The sequence below is a fragment of the Rheinheimera sp. KL1 genome (assembly GCF_001275035.1).
Classification (GTDB): Bacteria; Pseudomonadota; Gammaproteobacteria; order Enterobacterales; family Alteromonadaceae; genus Pararheinheimera; species Pararheinheimera tangshanensis.
Genome location: NZ_LAMX01000043.1, coordinates 1 through 14,152, shown reverse-complemented (window position 1 = coordinate 14,152; position 14,152 = coordinate 1). Strand labels below are relative to the sequence as shown.

Annotated in this window: 10 protein-coding genes and 1 pseudogene; 5 read left to right on the top strand and 6 right to left on the bottom strand. The window is 46.2% G+C overall.

The genetic code is table 11. From position 1 onward, the window contains the following. Positions 1 to 103 precede the first annotated feature (103 nt). The 4 genes from WH43_RS19180 to WH43_RS19165 form a co-directional block, all read right to left on the bottom strand. Positions 104 to 763, bottom strand: a complete 660-nt coding sequence (locus WH43_RS19180) for a 3'-5' exonuclease (RefSeq protein WP_053426154.1) — start codon at positions 761 to 763, stop codon at positions 104 to 106. Continuing rightward, positions 764 to 2,584, bottom strand: coding sequence for a putative nucleotidyltransferase substrate binding domain-containing protein (locus tag WH43_RS19175; protein ID WP_053426153.1), 1,821 nt, complete (start codon positions 2,582 to 2,584; stop codon positions 764 to 766). It abuts the gene before it with no gap. Between the two features lie 72 nt (positions 2,585 to 2,656). Then, complete coding sequence (locus WH43_RS19170) at positions 2,657 to 4,372, bottom strand: sodium:solute symporter family protein (protein ID WP_053426152.1); 1,716 nt, start codon at positions 4,370 to 4,372, stop codon at positions 2,657 to 2,659. A 10-nt stretch (positions 4,373 to 4,382) separates the two neighbouring features. Further along, entirely contained in the window at positions 4,383 to 4,649 is a 267-nt protein-coding gene (locus WH43_RS19165; RefSeq protein ID WP_053426151.1) for a DUF4212 domain-containing protein, read from the bottom strand. A gap of 678 nt (positions 4,650 to 5,327) precedes the next feature. Here WH43_RS19165 and WH43_RS19160 point away from each other — a divergent pair. The 3 genes and pseudogenes from WH43_RS19160 to WH43_RS19155 form a co-directional block, all read left to right on the top strand. Then, positions 5,328 to 7,870 (top strand): annotated as a pseudogene (locus tag WH43_RS19160) (PAS-domain containing protein); the annotation flags it as partial. Then, on the top strand, positions 7,850 to 8,365 hold the full coding sequence (locus WH43_RS21000; protein ID WP_353504811.1) for an ATP-binding response regulator: 516 nt from the start codon (positions 7,850 to 7,852) through the stop codon (positions 8,363 to 8,365). The pseudogene WH43_RS19160 and the gene WH43_RS21000, both read left to right, overlap by 21 nt. A gap of 72 nt (positions 8,366 to 8,437) precedes the next feature. Continuing rightward, positions 8,438 to 9,502 (top strand): AI-2E family transporter, encoded by a 1,065-nt coding sequence (locus tag WH43_RS19155; RefSeq protein WP_053426150.1) that lies wholly within the window; start codon positions 8,438 to 8,440, stop codon positions 9,500 to 9,502. Between the two features lie 15 nt (positions 9,503 to 9,517). Here WH43_RS19155 and WH43_RS19150 read toward each other — a convergent pair whose 3' ends face one another. Both WH43_RS19150 and acs read right to left on the bottom strand, forming a co-directional pair. Next, a complete protein-coding gene (locus WH43_RS19150; protein ID WP_053426149.1) occupies positions 9,518 to 10,189 on the bottom strand; it encodes a response regulator transcription factor in 672 nt (223 codons plus the stop codon). 97 nt (positions 10,190 to 10,286) lie between these two features. Next, positions 10,287 to 12,236 carry an acetate--CoA ligase gene (acs, locus tag WH43_RS19145; protein ID WP_053426148.1) on the bottom strand — a complete coding sequence of 650 codons (1,950 nt, stop codon included), beginning with the start codon at positions 12,234 to 12,236 and terminating at the stop codon, positions 10,287 to 10,289. 262 nt (positions 12,237 to 12,498) lie between these two features. Here acs and WH43_RS19140 point away from each other — a divergent pair, with 262 nt between their 5' ends. Further along, positions 12,499 to 13,659, top strand: a complete 1,161-nt coding sequence (locus WH43_RS19140; RefSeq protein ID WP_053426147.1) for a DcaP family trimeric outer membrane transporter — start codon at positions 12,499 to 12,501, stop codon at positions 13,657 to 13,659. A gap of 118 nt (positions 13,660 to 13,777) precedes the next feature. Next, positions 13,778 to 14,062 (top strand): DUF6482 family protein, encoded by a 285-nt coding sequence (locus tag WH43_RS19135; protein ID WP_053426146.1) that lies wholly within the window; start codon positions 13,778 to 13,780, stop codon positions 14,060 to 14,062. The last annotated feature ends 90 nt before the right edge of the window (positions 14,063 to 14,152 follow it).

Genomic DNA, 14,152 nt, shown 5'->3' with positions numbered 1-14,152 from the left:
ATCAACCACTGGATCGGTCAACCGATCTGAAAAATGCTTATCTGATCGGCATTAGGCGAACGCCTGGCTTTTTGTTATGTTTTATTTGCCTTTGTTGTTTGGCTTAACGGCTTTGTTGAAACAGTTCAGCCAAAGTACAAGATGCTCCCCGGCTTTTTAATTGTGCTAATAAAAGTTGAGCACAACCAAAGGCATCGGAGAGGGCATGGTGCTCTGTCACTTCAGGTAAGCAGTAGCGAGCCAGACAAGCAGACAGACTTAATGAGTTTTGTGCGACAGGACCACCTTTGAGCCGCATTTTATAAAGCTCCAGCTTTAGGGTATCGACAGCTTTAAATGCAGGAGAACGGCCAAAACAGTTCTGACAGCTTTGTTTGAGAAAGTTAAGTTCCAGTGCGCTGTGATGCGATACCAATACTGCTCCTGTCAATTCCTGCAACAGCAAGCGAAGTAAGTCTTCCAGCTCTATACCTTGTTGCACTTCACTATTGTGCAAACCATGGATCACTGCACTTTGTCCCACTGACGCCGGACTTCGCACCAACTGGTATTGTGCTGAGTTTAAATGAATTTTTCCGCCGGTAATTTTTACCCAGCCTGCGCTAACAATATGATGTTTTTTCGAATCTAGCCCTGTAGTCTCAAAATCCAGCACCAAGTAATTGGCTTTACTTGCCAGACATTGTTTATCCAGGTTGTAGTCTTTCTCAAAATCCACCACCAGTTGATGCACTGCCACTGGTTTTTTTATCCAGTTCCACATTTATAGTTCCCGACAAAAACGTTGTCTGAGTATTTGCTGCTCGTCACTTAACACCGCAAAAGCATCTTTAAGTTGATGACGTTGCAATAAACTCAGTTGGCTCGGATCCAACAGGTTAGATAAATGCCTGCCACGCTGCATATCCTGTGCTTGCAATTGCCAGCGTAAATTAGCCAGCACATCTAATGCTCCTAATAAATTTTGCTGCTGGCGCTGAGTCAAGACTGCTTGTTGTTGCAACAGCGCCAGTCGCTCTCTGGTATTGACTGCCTGGATCCCAGCAGACAGGGCATACACCCGAACTAAGTCGGTGACGAGGCTAATACCACGTTTTTTCAGATCCAGTCCTTTACGTTGCCGACCATCCTGTTCAAGCAGAAAGTGTTTAAAGAAACCCAGTGGAGGTTGACGCTCTGTGGCATTTTTAGCCAGATGGTATAAAAACAGTTCATTATTTTTGCAACGAGCCAATACGTCTTCATGCAAGACGTTAAATAAGCCTTTGCTGCCATGAACCAGGCGCATATCGAAAAAGATACTGCTGTTGAGTAAAGCTTGTGGATCTGGCGTATTGAGCCATTTGGCAAAACGATTCGACCAGCCTTTGAGGCTTAGTCTCAATTCCGGATTGGCGGCCATGATCTGACCATCACAAAGAGCCTGCCCTGACGAGGCCAGACCATGACAAACGATATCGGCAAGCGCGGAAAAATACTCTGCGATAGCACCGCTGGGCTCTTTCTCCAACAATAAAGCATTATCCTGATCGGCACTGGGTAGCATATCTCGCCTGGCTTGGGAACCAAACACCAACCAACTATATACACAAGGGGCAGGGCCCAACTGTTGCTCTGCAATATTCAACCAACTTTGCACTAAGGCGTCCATAATACTGGTCAGTATGCTACTAACCTCATAAGAAGGGATATGCTGTTCAGCCAGTTGCAGTGCTAGTTGCTGTATTTGCGGTGTGATGGCCTGCAGACCTGCAGCTTGATGTTGACGGTGAATATGGCTGATTAGAAAAACAGGGTGTTCTTGCTGGCTACGGATCAAGTCTGTTGTTGTGAGCACTCCGATAGGCTTGTCTTGTTCGGTAACGGGTAAGTGGTGAATATTATGCTGGCTCATCTGTTGAATAGCTTCAAAGGCAAAACAGTCGATATCAATGCTGTGTGGCGTTTTAGTCATCACCTGTGATACGCATGTAGAGGCAGATAAGTTTTTTGCCAAAACACGACTGCGTAAATCCCGGTCGGTCAAAATGCCTATCAATTTTTCATCTTGTTTAATCAGGACGCACGACACCCTCTGAGCTGTCATCAGCAAGGCGGCTTGTTGTACTGTGTCCTGACAGTCAATAGAGACAGTGCGTCTGGTCACGAAGTCGGCGACTTTTAGCGTCGAAGTGTTTTGTTGTTGACTGCTTTGATATAAATGCAAACGACGGCTAAATAAACGCTGGAAAAATAGATCAAAATTTTTATACTGGTGTCTTAATTTATCAAAACTTTCCTGAGGAAAAAAATACACTAATCCATCTTCTTCGCAGCGGATAGTGTCAGGATCGGCAAGTCCGGTCAGGAGTAACTGATAACCATAATAATCCCCGGTTTGTAGATGGGTTAAACGTTGTTGCTCTGTGTGCAGGGCAAATAAACCTGAGCGTATCAGCATCAGCTGAGGTTCTGGTTGTTGCTCTTCACCACTTGCGAAATACACAACAGTCAGTTCGCGACATAAGCTTTCCAGTACATGTGGCGCTAAGTCGTCAAAAGGCGGTGTTTGCTGCAAAAAAGTAACTACTTCCTGGATCTGCATACAACCTTCCTGCTTTATCAAAAAACAAGGCGTGTCTCCACGCCTTGTCAAGTCTGCTTTTTCTACGCTACTTTAGTGAGCCTGAGCTTCACCTGCACCTTTTGGATAGCGGATTTGTTCTACAATATCTTGTACTTCTTGTGGTACTTCTTTAGTCACTTTGCTGACCGCAAAGGCGACGACAAAATTCACCACCATACCGACTGTACCAATACCCTCTGGAGAAATACCAAACACCCAGTTTTCAGGTTTGTTTTCAGCCAAAGGAGTGATGAAAATACCCTTGAAGTACAGGATATAACCCACAGTGAAAATGATACCTGCCAACATACCGGCGATAGCACCTTCCTTATTCATTTTCTTGTAGAAAATACCAAGAATAATGGCTGGGAAGAAACTCGCCGCCGCCAGGCCGAAGGCAAAAGCCACTACCTCCGCGACAAAGCCTGGTGGGTTAATACCTAAGTAACCGGCCACTATAATGGCCACAGCTGCGGCTAGTCTTGCCGCTAGCAACTCCTGCTTGTCCGTAATTTTTGGCATCAGATTTCGTTTGAGTAAATCGTGCGAAATTGATGTCGAGATCACCAGTAACAAACCTGCTGCTGTAGACAAGGCTGCAGCAATACCACCTGCGGCCACCAACGCTATGACCCAATCTGGTAACTGAGCAATTTCCGGGTTTGCCAACACCATGATGTCACGGTCGATGGTCATTTCGTTGCGCTCATCACCTGAGTAGAACATACGACCATCACCATTTTTATCTTCGTGTTTAATCAGACCGGTTTTTTCCCAGTTTTTAATCCAGGTTGGAGCTTCTGTCACTAATGTACCCTGAGCATCGGGACCATTAATGGTATCAATCATGTTGTAACGGGCAAAAGCACCGATAGCTGGAGCTGTTGTGTACAAAATCATGATAAAAATCAATGCCCAACCTGCGGAGATACGAGCATCTTTTACCCGTGGAACAGTGAAGAAACGTACAATAACGTGAGGTAAACCAGCAGTACCAACCATCAGTGCGGCCGTAATAGCAAAAATGTCAGCTGTGGATTTGGTCCCTTCTGTATAAGCAGCAAAGCCAAGTTCTGCCGAAAGCCCGTCTAATCGATCCAGTAAGTGCATACCCGAGCCATCCATCAGGGTGGCACCTAAACCTGTTTGAGGTAATACATGACCTGTGATCATGATAGAGATGAAAATAGCAGGAACCATGTAGGCAAAAATCAGCACACAGTACTGAGCAACCTGGGTGTAGGTAATACCTTTCATGCCGCCTAATACAGCGTAGAAAAATACCACGGCCATACCGATGATCACGCCTGTAGTGATATCGACTTCGAGGAAGCGCGAAAACACCACACCTACACCACGCATCTGGCCTGCCACATAAGTGAAGGAGATCAAAATGGCGCAAATAACAGCGACTGTGCGTGCTGTTTGGGAGTAATAACGGTCACCGATAAAGTCTGGTACGGTAAATTTACCAAACTTACGCAGGTAGGGAGCCAAACATAAAGCCAGAAGCACATAGCCACCTGTCCAGCCCATCAAATAAACTGAACCGTCATAGCCCATAAAAGAGATTAAACCGGCCATAGATATAAATGACGCGGCAGACATCCAGTCAGCGGCTGTTGCCATGCCATTGGCTAAAGGCGACACACCGCCGCCTGCCACGTAGAATTCTTGTGTTGAACCCGCCCGGGCCCAAATAGCAATGCCGATATACAACGCAAAGGTTGCACCGACAATAATGTAGGTTAACGTCTGTAAATCCATCATCTACCCCTTAATCTTCGTGGACATCGTATTTACGATCAAGCGCATTCATCTTGACCACGTAAATAAAGATCAGCAAAACGAAGGTGTAGATCGAGCCTTGCTGCGCGAACCAGAATCCGAGCTTAAAGCCAAAAAACTGCACCATATTCAGTTGGTCTACAAATAAGATCCCTGCTGCAAAGGATACTGCAAACCAGACTGCCAGCAGTTTGAGCATCAGCGAGATATTCTCCCGCCAATAGGCTTTGGCTAATTCATTTGTTTGAAATGCCATTGTTGTCTTCCTCTTGTTGTTTTTTGTGGTTGTTATAGAAATTCTGTTGACTTGCATGCTTAATCTAGCAGCAGGTACAGGAAGTGATAGCCCGACTTTAGTCGAAGCCGAAAAAACAGATCATTGACTTTCTGATGCTTTGCGCCAAAAGTAAGGTCAGAAATCAAAGGGGAGTGCGTTTTGTCAGCCTGGATAGTCGCTTTATTAGCCTTATTGTATGTGGGGTTGCTGTTTTTTATTGCCAACTGGGGCGAACGCCATGCTGGTGATCAATTACTACGAAAGTATGGAGGGTTGTTGTATAGCCTGGCTTTGGCTGTTTATTGCACCTCCTGGACCTACTATGGAGCAGTAGGAACTGCGGTAACTCAGGGCTGGGACTATATCCCGATTTACCTCGGCCCTATTTTGGTCTTTTTATTTGCTCAATCTTTTTTATTTAAGCTGTTGTATGTCGCAAAAAAACAAAACGTCGCCTCCATCACCGACTTTATCAGCGCACGTTATGGTAAACGCAAAAATATTGCCTTAGTCACAGCTTTATTGTGTTTAGTGGTCGTGATCCCTTATATCGCCTTGCAATTAAAGGCTGTTGCAAGTTCCTATCAGGTGCTGCTGGGCCATGATTTATCCGATCAATCTTTACCTTGGTGGCAGGATACCGCTTGGTTCAGCGCGATGGCGATGACCGTCTTTGCCATTTTATTTGGTACCCGCAAAGTGCAACTGACTGAGCAAAACCGTGGCGTGATGGTGGCTATTGCCTTTGAATCTGTGGTGAAGTTATTCGCGCTGCTTTGCCTAGCGTTGATGGCATACTGGTTGCTCTTGCCGGAAAAAATCGGTGTCAGTCAGTTTGTTGAGCATGCCAGTCATCTGCGGTACAACACAGAGCATACAAGCTGGCTGTCTTTTGCGGTTAAAACCTTGCTGGCGATGACTGCCATTTTTCTGCTACCGCGGCAGTTTCATGTCGCTTTTGTTGAAAATGTTGATCACCGGCACCTGCGTCATGCCAAACGCTGGTACAGCAGTTATTTATTTTTAGTCACTTTGGTTGTGATCCCTATCGCTTTAGCTGGCATGCATTTATTTCCCGGACAGGAGCATCTGGCGGACAGTTTTGTTTTACTGATCCCGGAAAAGTCTGGCTGGCACACCCTGAGTGTACTGGTGTTTATCGGTGGTTTTTCTGCGGCCACTTCGATGATTATTATCTCGACTCTGGCGTTGAGTACCATGATCAGTAATGACGTGGTGATGCCTACTATTTTGCGTCGTCCCGGCCATGGGCAACGCATCAAAGATTACAGCGGTCTTATTCTGCTGGTACGCCGTACCATGATTATCACTGTGATGCTGCTCTCTTATGGTTACTACGCCTTATTTGCCCGTAATTATGAACTTGCCGAGACGGGTCTGTTAGCTTTTGCTTTGGCTATTCAACTTGCTCCAGCTGTTGTGGGGGGCCTGTATTGGCGCCATGGAAATGCTTTTGGTGTTTATGCTGGCCTTGCGGTAGGTTTTACCCTGTGGTTTTTCTGTCTTATGGTGCCACAGCTATCCGCTGTTGGTGTGCTTGAGCAAACGCTATTACAACAAGGCCTGTTTGGTATTGAAGCGCTCAAACCTACTGCGTTATTTGGGGTACAACTGGATACCTTAAGTCACGGCGTGATTTGGTCTTTGGGGTTGAATCTGTGTTGTTATCTGCTGTTTTCTCTGCTGGTCAAAGTGAATCTAAAAGATCGTCTGCAGGCGGCTGCTTTTGTCAAACCGACTTTACCTTTGGAGCACAAAGAAGCTCCGGTACGGCGGGTCCGGGTTCGCCGTACAGATATCACTATGTTGCTGGAGCGTTTTATTGGTGCACAGCGCTGTAACGAAGCTATGGCAGAGTTTCAACGCCGCTTCCCGGATCTTGATCTGCAGGACAGTATCGCCGGACCAGAACTTGTTGCCTTTGTTGAGCGTGAACTCGCCGGGGTGATAGGTGCGGCTTCTGCGTTGGCTGTGGTCAGTGCAGCTACTGAAGGTAGGCAACTTGAGCTCGAAGATGTCGTGACTTTATTCGACGATACCACTCAGGCTATTCAATTTTCTCGCAAAATTCTGTTCTCGACCTTAGAGCATTTAAGTCAGGGGGTCAGCGTAGTAGACCGGGATTTAAAGCTGGTGGCATGGAACAAAGCCTACCTGAAAATGTTTGATTACCCGGATGGTATGATCCGAATTGGTCGCCCTGTAGCTGATATTGTGCGGTTTAATGCTGAGCGTGGGCTTTTTGGCGAAGGCTCTCCAGAAGAGCATGTGAGCAAACGTATTGCACATATGCAAAACGGCACCTCGCACGTATTTCAGCGGGTAAGGCCTGATGGCAAAGTGATAGAGATGCGGGGGAACCCTATCCCTGGTGGTGGTTTTGTCACCAGTTTTACAGATATCACTGAACATGTGCGTGCTGTGCAGCAACTGGCTGAAGCCAAACAACACTTAGAGCAGCGGGTACAGGAACGCACCCACAGGATCAGTGAAATAAATCAGGAGTTAATGGAGGAAGTCGCAAGGCGAAGTGCTACTGAGTTACAACTACTGCAGGCTAAAGCAGAAGCAGAAGCGGCCAATATCTCCAAGACACGCTTTCTCGCTTTGGCCAGCCATGATATTTTGCAGCCGCTCAATGCTGCACGACTTTTCACCGCGGCATTGCAGGATCAGAGTATTGAAGGTCATCCACAAAAAATTATCCACCAGTTAGATAACTCCTTAAAAGCGACAGAAGAGCTGATTGCCACTTTGCTTGATATCGCCCGTCTGGATGACGGTCGTTTGCAACCTAAAACCCAAGTGGTTTCATTGCAAAGCATTTTAAAGCCATTAACGGATGAGTTCAGCTGGTTGGCAGAGCAAAAACAGCTCAGGTTTCGTACGCATTTTAGCGAATGGCAGGTACAAACCGATGGCACGTATTTGCGCCGTATTTTGCAAAATATTTTAAGTAACGCGATTAAATACACCCCTTCCGGCCAGGTATTGCTGTCTTGTCGCAAAAGAGGGCAGCAGGTGTTGTTGCAGATATGGGATACCGGGCCTGGCGTGGCAGAACATGAGTTAAAACGTATTTTTGACGATTTTATCGGGTTGATAGCACCGCCAGAGGCCAGCAGGGGGTTGGATTGGGGCTGGCTGTCGTGCAAAGAATGACGCGTTTGTTAGGGCATCAGTTGGATGTTCGTTCAGTGGTGGGTAAGGGAACCGTTTTTAATCTGTATTTGCCTCTGGTCTCTGAGCAGGATTTGATTGAGGAAAATACGCTGAAAGAGATTCAGAGTACATCTTTACCGCAGTGGCGGGTCCTTTGTGTTGATGATGACAGTTCCAATCTGGCTGCTTTGAGTTTATTGCTGCAGCAATGGCAGTTGGGTGAAGTAAAAAGCTATGTGTATGCTGAACAACTGTTGCAGGAGGCTCCTTCGCTGGACAAACCGGATCTACTGATTATGGATTATCAATTGGGGCAAGGGATCAACGGCCTCGAACTGTATCAACAGTTGCAGCCGTATTGGGGGAAAGTCCCTGGTATCTTAGTCTCCGCTGCTCCGGAGCCTGATCTGGCTCAGCGTGCAAAAGCCGAGGGGTTATTGTTCTTAGCTAAACCTATTAAACCTGCAGCGCTGCGTGCTGGTATTAACCACTTAAAAAACCAGCGACCGTAAAACGGGGTCTGGTTGCTTTCAGCGTGCTGTGTTTAAATGCCTGAAAGATAAAACAGTTGCTAGGAGGGAGTCATGCTGGCCAAGTTGGAAGAGCGTTTTTTTTTAATCATGCTGGTGGTCGTGAGCCTGGCGTTTGGTTTGGTGCTGGAGCCTTTTTGGGGCTGCATTTTTTGGGCTTGCGCCATCACTGTTATTTTTTATCCGGTACAACAGAAGATTTTGCGTTTGATTGGTGATAAACCAAACCGTGCAGCGTTGATCACGTTATTGCTTTGCGTGCTGATTGTAATTTTGCCTGTACTGGCCATTGGTGCAGCTTTTATTCAGGAAGGCGTCGCTTTTTACGACAAAATTGAAAAGGGTGAAATAAATCCTGATGGCTTTATTGAGTCCATTCGACAGGCTTTTCCGGTTGTAACTGAGTTTTTAGCTCGTTTTGGTATCCAAACGGATGGAGTACGCGAAAAATTGTCCTCGGGCGCGGTAGAAGCCAGCCGTTTGTTGGCAAAAGAGGCTTTGTCTATCGGTCAGAATACCTTTGGCTTTATTCTGAGTTTATGTTTGATGTTATATCTGACATTTTTCTTATTACGTGAGGGACATCATTTAGTCGAGCTGATGGTCAGGGCTTTACCATTAGGTGATCAACGTGAACGTTTGCTGTTTTCCAAATTTGCCGAGGTGACCCGGGCTACCGTCAAAGGTAATTTAGTTGTTGCAATAGTACAGGGCGCTTTAGGCGGGCTTATTTTTTGGTTGTTAGGGTTACCTGCTCCAATTTTATGGGGCGTGGTGATGGCCTTTTTGTCTTTATTGCCGGCGGTTGGAGCTGCTTTGGTGTGGTTACCTGTTTCCTTATACTGGTACGCAACAGGAGACTGGGTGATTGCAACTATTCTGGTGGCTTATGGCGCTTTAGTGATTGGTCTGGCTGATAATATATTACGACCCTTGTTAGTCGGTCGCGACACCAAGTTACCGGATTATCTGGTGCTTTTCTCTACGCTAGGTGGCATTACATTGATGGGTATTAATGGTTTTGTATTGGGTCCAATGGTTGCAGCACTTTTTCTGGTATTCTGGCAGATTTTTATCGATGAGTTTCAGCGGCCTCAAAAGCCTGAATCATCAGGCTGAGACCAGTCTGCGGTTTTAGTGTGCAACCAGAGTTTTGTCAGCTGGAGCTTCCAGCTGCAGACGCTGGGCCTGGATCACCACCTGCGTTCTGTTGGTGACTCCAAGTTTTCTGAAAATTGCTGTGATATGCGCTTTAACAGTAGCTTCGGAGATATGTAAATCATAAGCAATTTGTTTATTCAGCCAGCCCTCGGTTAGATAAAACAAGACTTTATACTGTTGTGGTGTTAGTTCTGCGACTTTGCTCGCCAAATCTAAATCGGGTTGATGCTCTTGTTGGTTGATCACCTGGCTGCGTATCGCAGGTGGCACCCAGAGCTCTCCGTCAATGACTGCGCTTAACGCTTTGCCAATTTCTGCCGGATGAGATGATTTTGGAATAAAGGCTGAGGCGCCAAACGCCATCACGCGTTTAATTACATCAAGATCCTCACTGGCTGAAATGACAACTATAGGCAGAGTAGGGTACTGCTTGCGCAACTGGATCAGCCCTAAAAATCCGCAATTACCCGGCATATGCAAATCCAGCAACAATAAATCTGTATCCGGATGCTCGAGTAAAGCTTCACAGGTTGCTTCAAAACTATCTGTTTCTATCGTTGCCTTGGTCACGAAGGTATTGCTGATCGCATGGATCAGCGCATTTCGAAATAAAGGATGGTCATCTGCGACAATTAACTTTGCCATATAAACTCCTAACCCAGCCTCCGTTATAAAACAGAGACTGGGTTCAGCTAAAGTGTTGTTGCTATTAATTGAATATTAGCAACTTATTGTCAACAGATTAGCGGTTTAATCTGTTCTGGATCAAGTGCTCCACTACAGATGGGTCCGCTAAAGTCGAGATATCTCCTAACTGATCGTATTCGTTGGCCGCAATTTTCCGCAGAATACGGCGCATAATTTTGCCTGAACGGGTTTTTGGTAAACTAGGTGTCCACTGTATGATATCAGGCGCAGCAATAGGGGATATTTCACGACGCACCCAATCACGCACTGCTTTGGTCAATTCATCACTTGGCTCCACGCCTACCCGTGGCGCTACAAAGACATAAATGCCCTGACCTTTAATGTCATGCGGATAACCTACGACTGCAGCTTCGGCAATGGCGTCATGAGCGACCAAACAACTTTCGATTTCTGCAGTGCCTAAACGGTGGCCTGAAATGTTCAGGACGTCATCTACCCGGCCTGTTAGCCAGTAATAACCGTCTTCATCACGTTTAGCGCCATCCCCTGTAAAATACATACCTTTATAAGTGCTGAAATAGGTTTGCTCAAAACGTTCGTGATCACCATAGACTGATCGCATTTGGCCAGGCCAGCTGTCGAGTATAACCAGATTACCTTCAGCCACACCTTCGACTAATTCGCCTTCGTTGGTCACTATAGCGGGTTTGACACCAAAAAATGGCCTGGTCGCTGAACCTGGTTTTAAGTCTGTAGCACCAGGTAAAGGCGTGATCAGAATTCCACCTGTTTCAGTTTGCCACCATGTATCTACTATAGGACAATTGTTTTTACCATAAGAGGCGTGGTACCAGCTCCATGCCTCCGGATTAATAGGCTCACCGACACTACCTAATAAAGTCAGTGAGGATAAATCTGCGCCGTCAACCGCAGCAGTGCCATGGGCCATCAAGGCACGAATTGCAGTTGGAGCTGTGTATAAAATGTTGACTTTGTATTTATCAACCACCTGAGCAATACGTTTTACGCTTGGATAAGTGGGAACACCTTCAAATAAGATGCTGGTAGCGCCGTTCGCCAATGGACCATACACTATATAGGTATGACCTGTGACCCAGCCGATGTCCGCGGCACACCAGTAAATGTCTCCGTCTTTGTAATCAAATACATATTGATGTGTCATGGACGCCCACACCATGTAGCCGCCAGTGGTATGTAACACACCTTTAGGTTTGCCAGTGGAACCTGAGGTATAAAGAATAAACAGCGGATCTTCCGCGTTCATCACCTCTGGTTCACAATGTTTTGGCTCCTTTGCTAATAGTTCGTGGTACCACAGGTCGCGACCCTGATGAAAATCAATATTTTCGCCAACATGTTTCACCACTATGACATGCTTAGCAGGGTTGGCGTCACCCAGGTGGGCTAAGGCTTGATCGGTATTGTCTTTCAGGTAAGTAAGGCGGCTACCGCGGGCAGCCTGGTCGGAAGTAATCACTAATTTTGAATCACAATCCTGAATACGACTGCCGAGGGCGTCAGGTGAGAAACCTGCGAAAACGACCGAGTGGATAGCACCAATCCGTGCACAGGCTAACAAGGACACTACGGCTGCGGGGATCATGGGTAAATAAATAGTGACACGATCGCCTTTACCGACTCCTAGCGCACGCATGGCATTCGCTAACTGGCAGACTTCGTCGTAGAGCTCCTGATAAGTGACAGCCTTTTGCACCCCAGGTTCATCTCCTTCCCAATAATAGGCAACCTGATTAGCTTTAGCTGGTAAATGACGATCCAGGCAGTTATAGCTGGCATTTAAGCTGCCATCACTAAACCAATTCACATGCACATCACCTAGGTCGAAGCTGGTATCTTTCACTTTAGTAAAAGGTGTAAACCAGCTGATGCGTTTGCCATGTTCTGCCCAAAATTTTTCTGGTTGTTTTACTGACTCTTCATACATGGCCAGATACTGCTCGTTGGTTACTAAAGTTCTTGCTTTAGTATGCTCTGGTACCGGGTAAAGTTGGGCGTGACTCATTATTAATATTCCCCTGTCATGTAGGCTCAGTGGCTTGGTCAACTCGTGACAACCACCTGTTATGGCTATCTTCGTTCTACCTTTTTTAAGGTGTCCGCAACATTAGACCTTAGTCTAGCTAATTCATTTGTCGCCGTCTTTGAACGGGCTGAATAAAAAACAATCTGCGACTAAAGGCTAATTGTCCCTTTGCCAAAAGCGAACCAAAGTTGAGCTGTGGTACAGACAATAACAACATTTTAACTTGGACCAGGAGAAAACAATGCTGACGAAAAAACCTCTTGCCAGCTTAGTGGCATTATCTTTCGGCGCACTTAGTAGCCAAGCTTTTGCTGCTGTCACCTTTGGTGATACCGAGCTGACCTACGGCGGTTATATTAAATTAGATACGATGTGGACAGACACATCCGATGGACAAATGGCAACAGGAGTTGGTCGAGATTTTTACGTACCGGGTGTAATACCAGTTGGTGGCGAAGGTGAGTCGGCGACATTTGACGCGCATGCCCGTCAATCGCGTTTCTTCTTAAAGACTGCAACAACTCTGGATAACGGTAAAAAAATTAACGGTACCCTCGAGTTTGATATGATGTCGACTTACCCTATAGGCGATGAGCGTATTAGTAACGGGTATGCGCCAGAGCTTCGGCATGCCTTTTTAACCTACGACAATTGGTTGATGGGTCAAACCTGGTCCACCTTCATGGATCTGGCGTCTTTACCTGACAGCTTAGATTTTATCGGTAATACCGACGGCGCTATATTTGCCCGTCAAGCTCAGGTTCGTTATACCTCTGGTGGTTGGCAAGTTGCTTTGGAAAATCCAGAAACGACAGTCACTCCAAACACAGGTGGTGCCCGTATTGTTACTGATGACAACTCGGTTCCTGACGTCGTTGTGAAATATAATCACGCAGATAGTTGGGGTTCTCTGGCTGTTGCCGTGATGGCTCGTCAGCTTGCTATTGAATCAGGCGGTATGGATGACAATACAAACGGCTATGCGGTATCGCTTTCCGGCAAGTATAACGTCTCAGCAACAGACGATATTCGTTTTACTGTTAATAGTGGCGAAGGGCTTGGTCGTTATATCGGTTTAAATACCAGTAATGATGCTGTATTGGACGCTGCAGGCAAGTTGGATGCAATCAAAGTGACAGGTTATGCTCTTGCATACAAGCATGCCTGGGCTGACAAATGGCGCTCAAGTCTGATTTATTCAGCTCAGCACATAGACAACGACGCACAGTTAACGGGGTTAGCCGTTACAGATAACACCAGCAGCTATGCAGTGAATCTGATTTATCAGGCAGCCAGTAAGCTGATGTTTGGTGTTGAACTTCGTCATGCCACCCGGGAAATTTTATCGGGCGATGAAGGTGACCTGAATCGTGTGCAGTTTAGTGCTAAATACGACTTCTGATCTTCAGCTTCCTTATACGACTGGCTACTTTTGTTTGCCAGTCGTATTTTCAGTCGAACACATCCAAAATTAAAAGTGCTTCGTAGAGTAATCAAACAACTCAAGGGAGCCACATCCTATGCACAGACTTGAACATTTAAACAGACAAGACGTAGTCATCGATGAACTGGTGATCCACTCTATTGAAATGGGGATCTATCTCGCTCAGGTTAACTACGATGATAAAGTCGCTTTTCTGGTTGATGCAGAGAACAGACCTCAGCGTTTCTTAAGTGTGGACCAAATCAAGCAATCCTTATCAGAAGCCACTGTAAAAATGGCTTGGTTACAGCATCAGTCTGCGTATGACGAAATGATTGGCGGGCCTGATAAGGTGGATAACAGCTTACGTATCCCTGTTTAGGGGAGAAAAAGCCTCTTTTTCGCCCGTTTTGCTTCATTTCTGAGCGAACGATCACGGATATCATCAAATTGTCATTTTAGGGGTTGTGCA

Bases quoted from the DNA above. Each gene is read 5' to 3' on its own strand.
- WH43_RS19150 (WP_053426149.1), bottom strand. From the start codon at position 10,189: ATGGCAAAGTTAATTGTCGCAGATGACCATCCTTTATTTCGAAATGCG.
- WH43_RS19165 (WP_053426151.1), bottom strand. From the start codon at position 4,649: ATGGCATTTCAAACAAATGAATTAGCCAAAGCCTATTGGCGGGAGAAT.
- acs (WP_053426148.1), bottom strand. From the start codon at position 12,236: ATGAGTCACGCCCAACTTTACCCGGTACCAGAGCATACTAAAGCAAGA.
- WH43_RS19170 (WP_053426152.1), bottom strand. From the start codon at position 4,372: ATGGATTTACAGACGTTAACCTACATTATTGTCGGTGCAACCTTTGCG.
- WH43_RS21000 (WP_353504811.1), top strand. From the start codon at position 7,850: ATGACGCGTTTGTTAGGGCATCAGTTGGATGTTCGTTCAGTGGTGGGT.
- WH43_RS19140 (WP_053426147.1), top strand. From the start codon at position 12,499: ATGCTGACGAAAAAACCTCTTGCCAGCTTAGTGGCATTATCTTTCGGC.
- WH43_RS19135 (WP_053426146.1), top strand. From the start codon at position 13,778: ATGCACAGACTTGAACATTTAAACAGACAAGACGTAGTCATCGATGAA.
- WH43_RS19180 (WP_053426154.1), bottom strand. From the start codon at position 763: ATGTGGAACTGGATAAAAAAACCAGTGGCAGTGCATCAACTGGTGGTG.
- WH43_RS19175 (WP_053426153.1), bottom strand. From the start codon at position 2,584: ATGCAGATCCAGGAAGTAGTTACTTTTTTGCAGCAAACACCGCCTTTT.
- WH43_RS19155 (WP_053426150.1), top strand. From the start codon at position 8,438: ATGCTGGCCAAGTTGGAAGAGCGTTTTTTTTTAATCATGCTGGTGGTC.